The sequence below is a fragment of the Flavobacterium chilense genome, assembly GCF_001602525.1.
In the GTDB taxonomy this organism is placed as follows: Bacteria; Bacteroidota; Bacteroidia; order Flavobacteriales; family Flavobacteriaceae; genus Flavobacterium; species Flavobacterium chilense.
Genome location: NZ_LSYT01000001.1, coordinates 64,181 through 81,431, shown reverse-complemented (window position 1 = coordinate 81,431; position 17,251 = coordinate 64,181). Strand labels below are relative to the sequence as shown.

Annotated in this window: 9 protein-coding genes; all 9 read left to right on the top strand. The window is 36.9% G+C overall.

Annotation, left to right across the window (positions count from 1 at the left end; all coding sequences use genetic code 11):
* Nucleotides 1-7 precede the first annotated feature (7 nt).
* The 9 genes from A4F88_RS00270 to nagB all read left to right on the top strand — a co-directional run bounded on the left by A4F88_RS00270 (nt 8) and on the right by nagB (nt 17,049).
* The gene (locus tag A4F88_RS00270) at nt 8-1,894 is read left to right on the top strand and encodes a RagB/SusD family nutrient uptake outer membrane protein (protein ID WP_068840546.1); all 1,887 of its coding nucleotides are present in this window, start codon (nt 8-10) and stop codon (nt 1,892-1,894) included.
* A 49-nt stretch (nt 1,895-1,943) separates the two neighbouring features.
* Nucleotides 1,944-2,279, top strand: coding sequence for a hypothetical protein (locus tag A4F88_RS00265; protein WP_068840545.1), 336 nt, complete (start codon nt 1,944-1,946; stop codon nt 2,277-2,279).
* Between the two features lie 325 nt (nt 2,280-2,604).
* Nucleotides 2,605-3,567, top strand: coding sequence for an ROK family protein (locus A4F88_RS00260; protein WP_068840544.1), 963 nt, complete (start codon nt 2,605-2,607; stop codon nt 3,565-3,567).
* An 844-nt stretch (nt 3,568-4,411) separates the two neighbouring features.
* A complete protein-coding gene (locus A4F88_RS00250) occupies nt 4,412-5,785 on the top strand; it encodes a sulfatase family protein (protein WP_068840542.1) in 1,374 nt (457 codons plus the stop codon).
* Nucleotides 5,786-5,806: 21 nt separating this feature from the next.
* Entirely contained in the window at nt 5,807-8,482 is a 2,676-nt protein-coding gene (locus A4F88_RS00245) for a DUF4962 domain-containing protein (protein WP_068840541.1), read from the top strand.
* A gap of 97 nt (nt 8,483-8,579) precedes the next feature.
* Nucleotides 8,580-12,620: a hybrid sensor histidine kinase/response regulator transcription factor gene (locus tag A4F88_RS00240; protein ID WP_068840540.1), complete on the top strand. Its 4,041-nt coding sequence runs from the start codon at nt 8,580-8,582 to the stop codon at nt 12,618-12,620.
* A 134-nt stretch (nt 12,621-12,754) separates the two neighbouring features.
* Nucleotides 12,755-13,981: a DUF4861 family protein gene (locus A4F88_RS00235; protein WP_245178978.1), complete on the top strand. Its 1,227-nt coding sequence runs from the start codon at nt 12,755-12,757 to the stop codon at nt 13,979-13,981.
* 64 nt (nt 13,982-14,045) lie between these two features.
* Nucleotides 14,046-14,837 carry a gluconate 5-dehydrogenase gene (locus tag A4F88_RS00230; RefSeq protein WP_068840539.1) on the top strand — a complete coding sequence of 264 codons (792 nt, stop codon included), beginning with the start codon at nt 14,046-14,048 and terminating at the stop codon, nt 14,835-14,837.
* 283 nt (nt 14,838-15,120) lie between these two features.
* Nucleotides 15,121-17,049 carry a glucosamine-6-phosphate deaminase gene (gene nagB / locus A4F88_RS00225; protein ID WP_068841413.1) on the top strand — a complete coding sequence of 643 codons (1,929 nt, stop codon included), beginning with the start codon at nt 15,121-15,123 and terminating at the stop codon, nt 17,047-17,049.
* Nucleotides 17,050-17,251: the final 202 nt, after the last annotated feature.

Below are 17,251 nucleotides of genomic sequence, written 5' to 3'. Positions count from 1 at the left end.
TAAAAAGATGAAAAAATATATATTTTCCCGTAGAGCAATACTAGCTGCAGGCATTACCTGTTTGTTGCTGCCTCTTAATTCCTGTGATAAAGAACTAGACACTACGCCTTACTCCTACTTCACGACTGCGAACTTTTTTTCGAATGTAAACGAAGCCTACATGGCAACATTAGGTGTTTACGAATCAATGTCGTCTCTGGACAGTTATGGCTGGAATATTTCTCTAATTTTTGATGCCGATACTGATATTGAACAAATGACCGGAATTGGTGCCGATGACTGGAGAACAATCGCACATTATCAGGGAATCTCTCAAACTACAACCTTTTATACCGCATGGAGCAAATTGTATGAAGGTGTTGACAGAGCCAATGTTGTGATCGAAAGAATTCCTCAAATGGATTTATATACCAACGGAACTCAGCCTCAAAAAGATCAATTGAACAGAATGCTTGGCGAAGCAAAGTTTTTACGCGGATTCTACTATTCTGAACTCGTTCGTTTATGGGGTGATGTACCCTTTAAAACCAAAAGCTCACAATCTGGAGATAATCTAAAAGTAGGTTTGGTGGACCGTTATGAAATCTACACCCAAATTATAAAAGACATGCAGGAAGCTGCTCTTGTATTGCCGGAGCAAACACCTACAGATGAACGTATCAATAAATGGGGTGCAAAAGCAATGCTGGCAAGAGTAGCCTTATTTGCCGGAGGATATTCTCTTGCTGCTGACGGAACAATGAAACGTCCTTCCAATTACAAAGACTATTATAAATTGGCACAAAAAGAGATTAATGATGTCATGGCTCAAAATCCGTACAAATTAAATCCGTCTTATTCAAAAGTATTCAAAAACCAATGTCAGCATGTACTGGAACCTACAGAAAATATTTTTCAGGTTGCCTTTTACAATCCTGCCGGAACATTAGGAAATGCATCATGGGTAGGTAATTTTAATGGTCCTGCAACAGCAAACGGAGTTTACCCGTCTAATATCTCCAGATGTTTAGTGCCAAAACCATTCTACAACAGTTTTAATGAAGCAGATCAACGCAGGGATTTTTCTATTGCAACTTATTCTATAAACAATCTTGGGAACAAATTACCGCTTTTAACCACCAATCAGGACGAAAGATGGACCGTTGGAAAATGGAGCAGAGAATACCAAACCAATGCAACAGCCGAAAGAGTTTATACACACATCAACTGGGTGATTATGCGTTACTCTGATTTGCTTTTAATGCGTGCCGAAGTAGAAAATGAATTAAACGAAGGTCCCAATGCAATCGCTTACGATGCCATTAACCAAGTTAGAAAAAGAGCTTTTGGAGCAGATATTCAGGGAAGCAGAATCGCCATTGACTTAAAAACAAAAGGATCAGGATATACCAATGCAGCCAACGTTGTGATACAAATTACAGGCGGTGGCGGTACAGATGCAGCAGCAGCTGTAATAACACTTGCAAGCGGTGGTATTGGTACAATTGGAATGTTACGTTCCGGTGATGGCTATACTTCTGTGCCAACAGTAACCATTACAAGTACAGACGGAAAAGGTACCGGAGCAACAGCAACCGCAAGACTTTTAACCAAACCGGCACCTACAGAAATGAATTTGCCAACAGGACTTAACAAAGATAGTTTCTTAAAAGCCCTGCAACAGGAAAGAGCCTGGGAACTTTCAGGCGAAGGAATGCGAAGAGCAGATTTGATCAGATGGGGAATATTAGCAGATAAATTAATCGAAACAAGCGCCGCTGTAAAAGCAATCCGATCAACTTACTTCTACCCTTCTGTCACCAATTTTGTGGCCGGAAAACACGAATTATATCCTTATCCGCAAAACGAAACAGATGTCAACAAAAGTATTACGCGTCAAAATCCAAAGTATTAAAATTCCTTTTGAATCAAAAATTACATTTTAAACATTTAAAACTAAAATTATGAAAAAGATAGTATTAGTCTTCAGTTTGATCCTAATGACGACATTTACGTTTGCCCAGGACAAACCCAGAGATATGAAAGTGCTAAGAGATTCTATTTTTACAGTCATGAACCTGAGCAAGGTAAACCGACAAAAAATGCACGACCTTATCGCTGAAAATGGCAAAGGACAAAAAGCAATTAAAGATGATCCGGCACTATTTTATGACCAGAGACAAGAAAAACTCGAAGCCTGGAAAAAAGAAATAACAGCCAGAGAAAAAGCAATTCTGACTCCGGAACAATTTCAAATATGGAGAGATTTTGTCAAATCGTTAAATAAACCTAAGTCATAATAGGAATCAGCTCAAAATAAGAGCATATTTTTTTTAGATAATTACCCGATTTTTGGACATTAATGCAGAACTTGCCGTTCTGCATTAGTTGTTTTCAGTAGAGTATAAAAAGCTGTTGGTACAATTAATGAATTTTTATTTAAACACATAGAAACATAGGGTTTTATGCTTAAAAAGAATTACAAAAAAGAAACACATTTCTTCTACATAGCGATGTCTATTCAAATAAGTAAAACACCTTTTTCTGAGTTTACAAGATCTTTATTTCTATGAGCTAAAAGATAATTATACCAAACAGATACTATAAAATAATAAAATTGACACTATGAATACCTTAAACGATACGCCAACATCTCAATCGTATGCAATCGGGATAGATATTGGCGGTACTTCACTTAAATGTGGCGTTGTTAATGAACTTGGCGAAATCCTCTTTTCTTTTTTGGTTTCTCTAAGCGAAGCAAAAACCGAAGAAGAAATTATCACATTGATTGTTAATGCTATCACACAATGTACAGCGCAATTAAATGAACCTATTGTGGGTATTGGAATTGGTTTTCCCGGTCTGATCGAAAATAATGTAATCGTTGGTGGCGGAGTTAATCTTCCGGGATTTGAGCAATTGCCTTTAGGTAAAATCCTAAACGACCGAACCGGACACCATATCGTGATTGATAATGATGCCAACCTAATGGGACTTGCCGAAGTAATGTACGGTGCAGCCAAAGACAGCGATGATGCTATTTTTCTAACTATTGGTACCGGAATTGGCGGTGCTATCATGATTGACAAAAAACTTTTTGGGGGCTATAAAAATCGTGGTGCCGAATTGGGTCACACCGTAATTCAGCAAAACGGAATACAATGTGCCTGTGGCGGACAAGGCTGTTTAGAAACCTATGCTTCTGTCACCGCATTAATTAAACATTACAAAACGCAAAACAATATTGCAGACGAAAATATCGATGGCAAAACCATTATCGAAAAATACCTTGCCAACGAAGACCACGCTATAAAAACCATGCAGCATCATTTTGATTATCTGGCTGCCGGAATCGTAAATTGTGTGAACATATTTAGTCCGCAAAAAGTGATTATTGGCGGAGGTATCAGCGAAGCAGGTCAGTTTTATATTGATGAATTAACCCACAGAGTAAAAAAGACGGCAATTCCGGTTTCTTTTTCCAATACCGAAATTGTAGCCGCAACTCTTGGCAACAAAGCTGGCTTATTAGGTGCATGCGCTAATGCTTTCCAGAAATTCAAAAAAACAGAATACGCGTTATAATAAAACCTTACTTCAAAATTAATCATGCAAAGACATACAGTTTGTTTTCAGATGATGATTGAATAGCGTCCAGCTTTAGCTGGATGTAAAATGATACGAAGCGAAATAGGCTTTAGCCAAACCAGTAATAGTTTGGCTAAAGCCTTTTCTATTTAAATCTAAATTCCCTGGCTAAAGCCAGGGGCAATTCAAAAAAGCTTCTTGTTATTTACTAAAATCTTTGTGACCTTTGCGGTTAAATTAGCCACGAATTTCACTAATCTGCACAAATCAAAAATTTACAGCTCTAAAAAAATCTCCAAAATCTGCGTGAAATAAACTTTGCGCCTTCGCGACTTTGCGAGAAAAAAACTTCGCGAGCTTTGCGGTTAAGTTAGCCACGAATTTCACGAATCTGCACAAATCAAAATTTACAGCTCTTATAAAAAAATCTGAAAAATCTGCGTGAAATAAACTTTGCGCCTTCGCAACTTTGCGAGCAAAAAACCTCGCGAACTTTGCAGTTAAATTCGCCACGAATTTCACAAATCTGCACAAATCAAAATTTACAACTCTTAAAAAAATCTCCAAAATCTGCGTGAAATAAACTTTGCGCCTTCGCGACTTTGCGAGAAAAAAACTTCGTGCTCTTTGCGGTTAAATTAGCCACGAATTTCACAAATCTGCACAAATCAAAATTTACAGTAGTTAAATCCGCATCAATCTACCCCAATTAAAGGCTTTTAGATAAATTTAATATCATTTTGTACAAATTCAAAACCTTACTAAAGCATTGATCATTAAATTCGTTTTGTATTTAAGAAATTACAAATCAAAAAATAATCTGTTAAAATAGGTAGAGCTCATGTTTCAAAAAAGCATATTGTTTTTAAGTCTATTGATGGTTTTGAACATTCCATTTTTAAGCAATGCACAAACTTCCCGTCCCAATATTCTGATCATTATGACTGATCAGCAGACAGCTGACGCGATGAGTATTGCCAGAAACAAAGATTTGCATACACCCGCAATGGATAAACTGGCTCAAAACGGAGTCAGGTTTACCAAAGCCTATTGCGCCCAGCCTTTATGCACGCCGTCACGCGCTTCTATAATGAGCGGAAAAATGCCTTATGAAAACGGATTTATAGGAAATGCACCCGAAAAAGACGGACAATGGCCGGAAAATCTCCTGATGATGGGGAAAATTTTCCAAAACGGAGGTTATAAAACCGGATATGTCGGCAAATGGCATTTACCAGTTCCAACAACCAAAAAAAGTCAGCATGGATTTGAATACATCGAAAACACCAATTTTCAGGATTATAATGATGCAGCGACACCTTCTTTCTGTGCCCGTTTCATCAAAGAAAATAAAAACACACCTTTTTTACTCGTAGCTTCCTTTTTAAATCCGCATGACATTTGCGAATGGGCACGCGGAGAAGATTTAAAAATGGATGTTTTAGAAAATGCACCACCCGCAGACCAATGTCCGCCGTTGCCTGCCAATTGGAAAATCCCCGATCAGGAACCTAAAATTGTACGCGATCAGCAAAAAGTAAGTTTCAGAACCTACCCAACAGTCCATTGGACTTCTGATCAATGGCGTCAATACCGTTGGGCATATAACCGTTTAGTAGAAAAAGTAGACCGTTATATCGAAATGGTTTTGGCTTCTTTAAAAAAGTACAACATCGAAAAAAACACCATTATTATTTTTACCGCAGATCATGGGGATGGTTATGCAGGTCATAGCTGGAACCAGAAACAAATTCTATACGAAGAATCAGCCAAAATACCCTTTATCATTTCTAAAATAGGCGAATGGAAACCGCAAACCGATGATATGCTGGTTTGCAATGGTACCGATATTATCCCTACAATGTGTGGATTTACAGGAGTACCCAAACCATCTTATTTAAAAGGAATCGACATCAGTAAAAAAATAGAAAACCCAAATCAAAGTCTTCGCGATACGCTGGTAATCGAAACCGATTTTGCCGATAACGAAGAACTCTTAAACATTAGTGGACGTGCCGTAATTACGAAAGATTATAAATATATCGTTTATAACAAAGGAGATTTAAAAGAACAGCTTTTCGACTTAACAAAAGATCCGGGAGAAATTACCAATCTGGCAGTAAATCCATCCTGTAAAAAAGAACTAATCGCCATGCGTCGTTACCTGAAACAATGGTGTAAAAAGAACGGAGATTCTTTTGTTTCAGGAATATAATTTGATTTTAAAGTAAATTTTATGAAAAATATAGTTGCCTTATTTTTATCATTCACAACAGTTTCTGTTTTCAGCCAGCAATCTGCCATACTAAAACTGACCGCAGAAAAACTGCATTCAAGAGTTCGTGAATGGCCTTATCCTGTAAACGGAATAACGGTTCCTACCAATGCTCCTGCTCTGCTTTGGCCGGCAACAAATGGAAAAGAAATGGTGAAACCAATGGAAAGCGGCAGCGAAGTTCCCGAAGATCCAAACATTGGTAATGTTCGTTACAAAGTAATCCTTGCCAGCAATAAAGATTTCAGCAGGGATTTAATTGCCAGTGCAGAACAGCGCTGGGCTGTTTATCCGCTTCACCAGGCTTTAAAACCAGGAAAATGGTACTGGAAATATGGTTATGCTTTAAAAGGCAGTAATCTATGGATATGGTCTGCTGTGTTCGATTTTGTGGTCGATGCCCAATATACCAATCAGAAAGTATCTCCGCCAATAAGCGAAGTTTTAAAACGCAACGAAGGATCGCACCCGCTTTTATGGAACATGAATCATATTGGCGAAGATTTTTACAAAAACAATCTCAACAATCCTGAGGCCAAAAAATTTATCGCTTTCGCGGAAAAACTAATGCTGGCTCCGCTTCCTACCGAAAAACCACAAAGAATAATTGATACCACAGGCAAGAATAAATTAGAAAAAAAGATCATTATAGAACGTATGTATCACGGTTTTGGTGATGCAGTGGGCAATCCGGTTCGTAATTTATGCATTGCTTATCAATTGACTAAAGACGAACGTTTTATTCAGGATGCCAAACGCAGAGCCTTGAATCTTGCTGCGATGAATCCGGACGGATTAGCTACAGGCGATGATTTTACAAGCGGAGCCGTACTTGAAGCAATGGGCTGGTTTTATGATGCCGGATATCAGTTTTTAACGCCACAGGAAAAAGAAATCTTTATAAACAGCATTACCATCAGGGCAAAACGAGTGTACAATCATTTGCCTAATCGTTTTGAGTTGCATGTAAGCGACAATCACGTTTGGCAGATTACTTTGAGAAATCTTGCCATTGCAACCGTTGCCGTAATCAATGATGTTCCCGAAGCCAAAGAATGGCTGACCTATATGTACGAAGTCTGGTCGGCACGTTTTCCGGTTTTAGGCACAACAGATGGCGGTTGGCACGAAGGAAACGGCTATTTCAGAGTTAACTTTAAATCCATCATTTACTTATCCCAAATGTTTGGCGATTTTAGCGGAGTCGATTATTTTAAATTACCATGGATGGAAAACCTTCCGTATTATATGCTGTACACACATCCAAACGGAGCTGCAAGTACCGCAATTGGTGATATGTGGGAGAATATTCCATACATTGTAAAAGGCGAAGCCTGGTTTGCTGATGCACTGACTTATAAAATGAATAATCCCTATTTAAACTGGTATGTTAATGAAATAAAACGTGATTATCCCAGCTATTATCATGGTACAGATGATTTCTTATTCTTTAGATTACTAAACTATAAACCTAATAAAAATCTTCCTGCAACCTCGCCGGAGAACTTGCCTAAAACCCGCAAATTTGGCGATGTTGGTGTAGTCGCCATGCACGAAGATTTGACTAAAGCCAACAAAACCTTAAGCAGTTATTTATTCAGCAGTCCGTTTGGTTCTTCGGGTCATGGTCATGCGTCACAAAATGCTTTTACCATTAATTATAAAGGAAAAGTAATCTTTGGCGGAACAGGTTATTACAGCAATTTCAGCGACAAGCATAACCTTTTATATCACAGAACATCAAAAGCTTACAATACAATTCTAGCCGATAGTTTAAATCAGAAAATTGGTGAAGAAGGTTACGGATGGATTCCCAGAGCGATTTCAGGGCAACACATTCAGTATGCTTTAGGCGATGCCAGCAATGCGTATGGCGCAATAAAAAGCGATTTCTGGTTAGACCGATTCAGACAAATTAATGTTATACCCAACAAAGAAAATGGTTACGGAGAATCCGGTGTAACCCTATACCGCAGACATATGCTGCAATTAGAAGGCGGTTATATTGTTTTATACGATGAATTAGAAGCTAAAACTCCCGTAAAATGGACCACACAATTTCATTGTCCGTATTATACCATCGAAAGAGAAAATTCGGCGAATGCCAAACAACAAAATTTCAGGGTACAAACCGATTTAGGAAATGTCAATGCCAGCGTTTTTGCCAATACTCCTTTAAAAATGGATGTTCATAACCGATTTTTTGAACCTGCCGTAAACTGGAACAAAGTCACGAATGACGAAGGCGAAATCAAAGATTTTAAAAACCAATGGCATGCCGGAATTACTTCAGAACCCAAACAAAAATTCAGGTTCTTAACCATTATTCAGATTAAAGATGGAAGAACAGAAGTGATCAAAACCATTTCAGACAATACAGGTTTATCACATCTGCAAATTGGGAATTGGGAGATTAAGGCACAATTAGATGGTGAAAAACCTGCCGCTTTACAGATTTCCGGTAAAGAGATTAAATCATTATTTAGCTATGGTAATGTGCCGGTAAAATTTGAAGGAAAAGCTTACTCCCCAAAAATTGCAGGAAGTTCATTATTGCTGGAATTGGATGGTACCAAAGTAAACAAGCAAGAAGCCATAGACGAATTACCGGATGTAGCCAAATATGATAAAAATTAAAACAAACGAGATGTTCGCTTTTTCTTTAATTTAGAGCCCAATCTCTTCTGTAAAAGAGAAAATAAACAACCACAAAACAATTATAATACTAATATTCATGAAGAAAAAGATTGCTATTATTGCCCTTTTCTGCATTCTTCTTTTCGCAGCCAAAAGCCATGCACAAGTTCAGGATCGATATTTTCGTAATATTTCGGTTGATAAAGGCTTGTCGCAAAGTTCGGTTTTTGCCATTCAGCAGGATACACTCGGTTTTATCTGGATTGGAACTCAGGACGGACTTAATCGTTATGACAGCAAAGGTTTTAAAGTCTACCGACCAGTCAAAAACGTTAAAAGCAGCTTGCAATCGTATTATATCCGAAGTTTATTTACCGATCATAAAGGGCAATTATGGGTTGGTGGCAATCAGGGAATCAGCGTTTACAATTACAATACAGACAGTTTTACCAATTATCAACTTCCGCGTAATATTGGCGAATGGTATATTTCGTCTATAACCGAAGACAAACAGCATAGAATCTGGGCAACCTCGATTGTAGGCGATGTTTTTGTACTTCATCCAAAAGAAGAGAATTTTACGGCTGTAAAGTTTAATGCTTCTTCTCATGAAATCAAAAAAATTGCTTACATCGGACTTTGGGAACAGCAAATTATTTTAGGAACCGATGTAGGACTTTTTAAACTGAAACAAAATACACATCAGCTGATTAAAGTAAACTTAGGGACAAAAAAAACATATATCAACGACGTTTATATTGATGGCAAAAAATTGTGGGTTGCTACTGAAGGCGAAGGTGTAATACGATATAATGCCGAAAACGGACAGACTTCTTCTCTGCTTCACAGCGCCGGAAGCAATAGTGTTGCCGACAATAACATTCGATGCGTAGGAAAAGATACAGAAGGGAATATCTGGCTGGGAACTTTTAAAGGGCTTAGTATTTTTAATCCAAAAAGCAATTCGTTTACCAATTATTACCACCAGATATCACAGCCTTATACCATTAGTCAAAATTCTGTACGTTGTTTTTTTAAAGACAAGCAAAACGGAATCTGGCTGGGAACGTATTATGGCGGTTTAAACTACTATCATAAAAACGATATCAAGTTCAATCTGTTGAGTCAAAACTCTGGAAAACCGTCCTTAAATGATGAAGTGATTGGAGTTATCAAACAAGATTCAAAAGGTAATTTCTGGATAGGAAGCAACGATAAAGGCTTAAATTACTGGAATAAAAATGCCAATACGATTACCTATTATTCCAACAGCGAAAACAATCCAAACAGTTTAAGTTCTAACAATATCAAGGCGATTGCATTTGATGACAACGGTAATGTATTGATTGGCACACACAATGGCGGACTAAATTTACTAAATCAGAATAGCGGTTCTGTACAGCGTTTTCGCCACGACGAAAATAATCCAAACACGATTGCAGGAGATCTGGTTTATAGTTTATTAAAAGATTCCAAAGGCCGAATTTGGGTAGGAACAAGATCCGGATTAGATCAGTTTCATCCGGAAACCAAAACGTTTACACACATTCATCTGGATAAAGCCGGAAAAAGGCTGACCTCAGATGATATTACATTTTTGTTTGAAGACAGCAAACACAGAATCTGGATTGGAACTACAAACGGCGTAACGCTTTTTTATCCTGATACGCTCTTGTTTGGAAACATCGGACACGGAAAACTTAGCGATGATATTGTAAATTGCATTACCGAAGATCAAAAACACCGCATTTGGATTGGTACCAGAGAAGGTTTACGATTGTATAATGAAACTCAGGAATCCTTTATTAGTTTTAAAGCAGGAAAAGATTTCGTAAAACAAACCATTTACGGCATAATTCCCGATGATGATGCCAATCTTTGGATTTCAACCAACAGCGGTTTAATCAAATTTAATCCGGATAAAGGTTCTGTTCAGACTTTTGATGAAAGCGATGGTTTACAGAACAAACAATTTAATGATTATGCTTTCTGCAAGGCTCAGGATGGTATGCTACTTTTTGGCGGAATAAAAGGAATTTCGTATTTCTATCCTTCCATGATTAAACAACAGCCGCTTCCGCTAAAATTAAGTTTTACAGCATTAGAAGTTTTAAATAAAACAGTAGCGGTTGATGATGAAACAGGTATTTTAGAAGCGCATATTGATCAGGCAAACGAATTAGAAATTGGACCGGAATACAAACAGTTCAGTATCTTTTTTAATACATTCAATTATATTTCTTCAAACCGGACTTACTATTATTATAAACTGGAAGGAATCGATAAAGACTGGCAGCGTACAGATGAATTAAAGGTAAGTTACAGTAATTTACCCGCCGGAAAATATAGCTTTCAGATCAAGGCAATTGGACCAAATGGTGAAACGAGTGCCATTAGAAATTTAAAGATTGTAATTCTTCCGCCCTGGTATAAAACCATCTGGTTTTCATTGTTATTAGTAACGATTATTGGTACAGCCGGATACATTGGTTTCAGGATTATAAAAGAACGAATAAAAGCCGTTCAGCAATTAAAACTGGAACGTATAGACAAAGAAAGGGTAAGTTATATCAATCAGGTAAAAATGGATTTCTTTACTAATGTATCGCATGAATTAAGAACGCCTTTAACACTGATTTTAGCACCTTTAGAAGAATTATTAAAAATACCGTTTGCCGATAAAGTTTCCAAAAAGAAACACGAATTAATGTTCATCAATGCCAAAAGACTTTATAATTTGGTCGATCAGCTTTTTGAGTTTAGAAAAACCGAAATGGGAACCCGACAACTTAAAGTAGGCAAAGGAGATATTGTAAATTTTACACAGGAAATTTTCGAATCATTCAAGCCGCTTTCAGAGAAAAATGGTATCCAGTATTCTTATCATACTGCTGAGCCGCAACTTTTGTTTTATTTTGATAAAGATGCCATGGAGAAAATCCTTTTTAATCTTTTATCTAATGCTTTTAAATACACCAAAACTGGTCAAAGTATTCATGTTGAACTGATCAGAAAAAATGAAACGGTACAAATAAAAGTCGCTGATACAGGAGTTGGAATCAGCAAAGAAGATCTGTCTAAAGTTTTTGACCGTTTTTATCAGGTAAACAATCGCGAGATGAATTTGGGTTCCGGTGTTGGTCTCGCCTTTACAAAACGTCTGGTCGAATTGCATCATGGCGAAATTTCTGCCGAAAGTACTCCTGAAGAAGGAAGTACTTTTACAGTAACGATTCCAACTTCAGATCAAGTTTACAAAAACGATCAGCAAATCGAAACTTCATTGTATGACTTGTCTATTATATCAGATAATGAACTGGATGAAGACGCGGCATCAGAAGAAGAAAACCAAATCATCGAAAGAGATCAGCCTGTTAAACTGCTTATTGTAGACGATAATAAAGAGATTTTAGATTATCTGCAGGATTATTTCAGTAAAATATATGAGGTTATAACCGCTAATAATGGTCAAATGGCTTTGGATCTTTTAGAAATTCAGCCGTTTGACCTGATCATCAGCGATGTGATGATGCCGGAACTCGACGGTTTGCATTTCTGTAAAAAAGTAAAACAAAACATCAATACCTCTCATATTCCGCTGATGCTTTTAACGGCAAGAAATGAAACCAGCCAACAAATAAAAGGGCTCGAAATGGGTGCCGATGATTATATTACCAAACCCTTTTCGACTCCGTTACTGGCAGCAAAAATTACAAACCTGTTACGTTCCCGTAATCGATTAAAAGAATACTATTCTGTAGGCAAAGAAATGGTTCCGGAGAATATTGCTTTTAATACACTGGACGAAGAATTTCTAAAACAAGCCATTCAAATTGTCGAAGATCATCTGGCTGATTCTGAATTTTCGGTAGATCAGTTTAGCAAAGAAATCGGTATGAGCCGATCAAACCTTTACTTGAAATTAAAGGCCATAACTGGCGAATCTGCAATGGATTTCATAAAACGAATCCGATTTAAAAAAGCAGTTGAACTCATGCAAAGCAAGCGCTATACGATTGCACAAATCACGTATATGTGTGGTTTTAACTCGCCATCGTATTTTTCTACAGCCTTTAAGCAACATTACGGTTGTATGCCAAGTGAGTATTTAGCCAAAACAGATGATCCGAAAGAATAACAAAATTTAAAACAACACAAACTACATACAATGAAAAATAACAACTCATTTCAATAAAAATCTTTTAAAACCGAGTCTGTAAGAGACTAAAAACGATCCTTATTTCTTATTCTGAAAAGCCTTAACTCGTACAAGTGCAAAATGCATTTGGAATCGAGAAGCCACAACTATGTCTTTTTGGAATGGATTTCCATAAAAATTATATTAAAAAACAACAATTATTGCAACTCATGAAATTAATGAAACTTCACTTTTTACTCGCATTCGTTTTGCCTTTAACCGTCTTGGCACAAACAAAAGCAACCATTAGCATTCAGAATAATTCGATTGTAAACCGAAAAAAATCAGTAATAGCCATAAAATGGAAAACAGTCCTTTCCTCCTTTCCACAAATCGATACAGCAAATTTTATTGTAATAAACAGCATTACCAAAAAACAAGTTCCTTTTCAACTGGAACATCGTGGTAACCCGGCGATTCAGAATCTTTTGGTGCAAGTAGATGTTAAAGCAAAATCGTCTCTTGTACTTTCTGTCCAAAAAGGGAAACCTGAAATATTTACTGCCAAAACTTATGCACGTTATGTGCCGGAACGACTGGATGACTTTGCGTGGGAAAATGATAAAATCGCATTTCGTGCTTACGGAAAAGCATTGGAAAAAACCGAAGGAGACGCTTACGGTTATGATGTTTGGGTAAAACGAACCAATAAATTAGTGCTAAACGACCGCTATAAACGAAACGATTATCATATCGATCATGGCGACGGATTAGATTATTATCATGTTGGTTATACGTTAGGTGCCGGAAATATGGCTCCGTTTGTAAAAGACACCATTCGTTATTCCGGAAATTATCATAATTGGAAAATTTTAGACAATGGTCCGCTTCGATCTACTTTTCAATTGCGTTATGATTCCTGGAATGCCGGCGGTATAAAAGTGACCAATACAAAAATCATTTCGCTTGACGCCGGTTCTCAGTTAAACCGAATCGAAAACGTCTATACTTTCGATGATAAAAAACCTTTGGATGTTGTAGTTGGAATCATCAGACGTGATAAAGCAGGCGTAATGTACTTAAACGAACAACAAGGTATTATGGGCTACTGGGAACCTGCTTCTGACAAAGACGGTACTACCGCCGTGGGTTCGATATTGAGTACTCCGGCAAATAAAATGTGGGTTGATAAAGAACAGTTATTAACCAAAACAGCCGTAAAAAATAATGAAACCATTGTGTATTATAGTGGTGCAGCCTGGGATAAAGCAGGTCAGATTACTAACTCAAAACAATGGCAGGATTATTTAGATCATTTTAATCAGGAACTTCAAAATCCTTTGAGTATAAGTATCAAATAGTACTTATAATAAACAACTTCAATACCTAAAAAATTAAGATTACTAATAACCAAAAACTTAAAAAATGTCAATTAACTTATTTGATTTAACGGGAAAAACAGCGCTCATTACAGGAGGAGTTCATGGTCTGGGAATGGCAATGGCAAAAGGACTGGGACATGCAGGTGCAAAAATTGTAGTAAACGACCACTCTTCGCAGGAAGCGGTAGACAATGCTATCGCCGAATACAAAGCTGAAGGAATCGAAGCACACGGATACTTGTTTGATGTAACCGATGAAGCTGCTGTAATCGCTGCAATTAACAAAATAGAAACCGAAGTAGGTCCGATCGATATTTTAATCAACAATGCCGGAATTATCAAAAGAACTCCAATAATTGAAATGGAAGTAGCAGATTTCGAAGCCGTAATAAAAGTAGATTTAACAGGTCCGTTTATCGTTTCTAAAAATGTGGCTAAAGGAATGATTGAACGCGGAGGCGGAAAAATCATAAACATGTGTTCGATGATGAGCGAATTAGGAAGGGATTCAGTAAGTGCGTACGCATCGGCAAAAGGCGGACTAAAAATGCTGACCAAAAATATGGCTACTGAATGGGCTAAATTTAATATTCAGACTAACGGAATTGGTCCGGGATATTTCGCAACAAGTCAAACCGCTCCTATTCGTGTAAACGGACATCCATTTAATGAATTTATTATGGGAAGAACGCCTGCAGGACGTTGGGGAGATCCCGATGATTTGCAAGGTGCAGCTATATTTTTAAGCTCAAAAGCCAGTGATTTTGTAAACGGACATGTGGTATATGTAGACGGTGGAATTCTGGCTACTATAGGGAAACCATCTAACGAATAATACTTTTTAAACACATAGAAACATAGTTTTTCCAGCTTAACAAAAGGCGTTTCACTTATTTAAAACAAACATAGCTTACTGTTTTTAAGCTATGTTTTTAAAAATAAAGTCACTCCTGATAGTTATCGGAATAAAGAATTAAAAAGATTTAAAAAAAATCTGCTAAATCTGCTAAATCTGCGTGAAAAAAAATCAGCATATAGAATCTAAAATCAACACACAATCTATGTGTTTAAATAAAACATATTCAAGGTCTATTGATATATTAAAAAATAAAAGTAAAATGTTAAAAAGTAAAATAGATAAAGCGACAGGTTTTGAGAAACGATTCGAAAACATCAATACTGTTGTTTTCGAAAATTCTGGCGATGCTTCAAAAGCCGTAGCGCAGGAAATTGCAGCTTTAATTCAATCCAAACAAAAAGAAAATAAACCTTGTATATTAGGTTTGGCAACCGGTTCTTCACCAAAAGGATTATATGCTGAATTGGTTCGTTTACATAAAGAAGAAGGTTTGAGTTTTAAAAACGTAATCAGTTTTAATCTGGATGAATATTATCCAATGGAGCCGGATTCTATCAATAGTTATGTTCGGTTTATGAAAGAACTGTTGTTAGATCAGGTAGATATTTTACCGGAAAATTATCATATTCCTGACGGAACTTTATCAAAAGAAGCCATTGCAGATTATTGCCATAATTACGAAGCTAAAATTGAAGCTTTAGGCGGAATCGATTTACAGATTCTGGGAATTGGAGGAAACGGACACATCGGTTTTAATGAATCAGGTTCGTTACAAAACTCTAAAACACGTTTAGTAGCATTAGATCATATTACAAGAGTAGCGGCAAGCGGTGATTTTTCGGGATTGAGCAATACGCCAAGAACCGCTATTACCCTTGGTGTTAAAAAAATTATGGAAGCCAAACAGGTTATTTTAATGGCTTGGGGCGAAGGAAAATCGAATATCATCAAAAAATCAGTTGAAGGTGAAGTCACCAATCAAATTCCTGCATCGTTTTTACAGGAACATAACAATGCAGTTTTTGTTTTAGATAAAGAAGCTTCTTCAAAACTTACCAGAATTAACAAACCATGGTTAGTAGAGAAAATTATCTGGACAGATAAATTAATCAGAAAAGCAGTTTTAGGATTGGCATTAGATCTAAAAAAGCCTATTTTAATGCTTACCGATGCTGATTATATCGAAAACGGAATGAGTGATTTATTGGCAGATTCAGGTCCCGCTTACGACATCAATATTAAAATATTCAATAAATTACAAAATACGATTACAGGCTGGCCAGGCGGAAAACCAAATTCTGATGACACCAATCGTCCGGAAAGAGCAGAACCTGCAAAAAAGCGTGTATTGATTTTTAGTCCGCATCCTGATGATGATATTATTAGTATGGGAGGAACTTTTATGCGTTTGCAGCAACAAGGTCATGAAGTTCACGTAGCGTATCAAACCTCTGGAAATATTGCCGTTGCCGATGATGAAGCATTACGATTTGCCAGTTTCGTATGCGATTACAACGATAAATTTGGTATAAAAAGTCCGGAAGCCGAAGACATTTATAAAAAAGCAACAGCCTTTTTAAAAAACAAAAAAGCCAGTGAAATTGATATTCCGGAAGTTCGTTATTTAAAAGGTTTGATTCGAAAAGGAGAAGCGCGTGCTACCAGTCATTTTGTAGGTTTGCCGGATGCGCAAATTCATTTTATGGAACTTCCGTTTTATGAAACCGGAGCAATTGAGAAAAAACCTCTGGGGCAGGAAGATATTCAACTAACAATGGATTTGATCGAAAAAATCAAACCTCATCAAATTTATGCAGCAGGAGATTTAGCAGATCCGCACGGAACGCATAAAGTATGTCTGGATGCTGTTTTTGAAGCTGTAAAAGCCTTAAAACCAAAATCATTTATGGATGATTGCTGGTTATGGTTGTACCGCGGTGCCTGGCAGGAATGGGGAATTGATGAAGTCGAAATGGCAGTGCCAATGAGTCCGGATCAGGTATTGGCAAAACGTCACGGAATTTTCAAACATCAATCTCAAAAAGACGGAGTTGTTTTTCAGGGAACTGATGCCAGAGAGTTTTGGCAGAGAGCCGAAGACCGTAACCGGGAAACAGCTGAATTATACCATCAGTTAGGGTTGGCAACTTACGCTGCAATGGAAGCTTTTGTAAGATGGTATTACTAAGCTAATTCTATAATAATTTATCAAATTTATTGTAAAAGAGACCTTATGAATATCATAAGGTCTCTTTTTTTACTTTTTTAAGAGATATTACACTTTTCATCTACATAATAATTTTTCATGACATTTCAAAAAAAAATTGGTTGCAAATTATAAAATGAAACAACATTTTAAAATCAAAAATTTACTCTTATCATTTCATAAG

Bases quoted from the DNA above. Each gene is read 5' to 3' on its own strand.
- A4F88_RS00245 (WP_068840541.1), top strand. From the start codon at position 5,807: ATGAAAAATATAGTTGCCTTATTTTTATCATTCACAACAGTTTCTGTT.
- A4F88_RS00240 (WP_068840540.1), top strand. From the start codon at position 8,580: ATGAAGAAAAAGATTGCTATTATTGCCCTTTTCTGCATTCTTCTTTTC.
- A4F88_RS00270 (WP_068840546.1), top strand. From the start codon at position 8: ATGAAAAAATATATATTTTCCCGTAGAGCAATACTAGCTGCAGGCATT.
- nagB (WP_068841413.1), top strand. From the start codon at position 15,121: ATGTTAAAAAGTAAAATAGATAAAGCGACAGGTTTTGAGAAACGATTC.
- A4F88_RS00260 (WP_068840544.1), top strand. From the start codon at position 2,605: ATGAATACCTTAAACGATACGCCAACATCTCAATCGTATGCAATCGGG.
- A4F88_RS00230 (WP_068840539.1), top strand. From the start codon at position 14,046: ATGTCAATTAACTTATTTGATTTAACGGGAAAAACAGCGCTCATTACA.
- A4F88_RS00265 (WP_068840545.1), top strand. From the start codon at position 1,944: ATGAAAAAGATAGTATTAGTCTTCAGTTTGATCCTAATGACGACATTT.
- A4F88_RS00250 (WP_068840542.1), top strand. From the start codon at position 4,412: ATGTTTCAAAAAAGCATATTGTTTTTAAGTCTATTGATGGTTTTGAAC.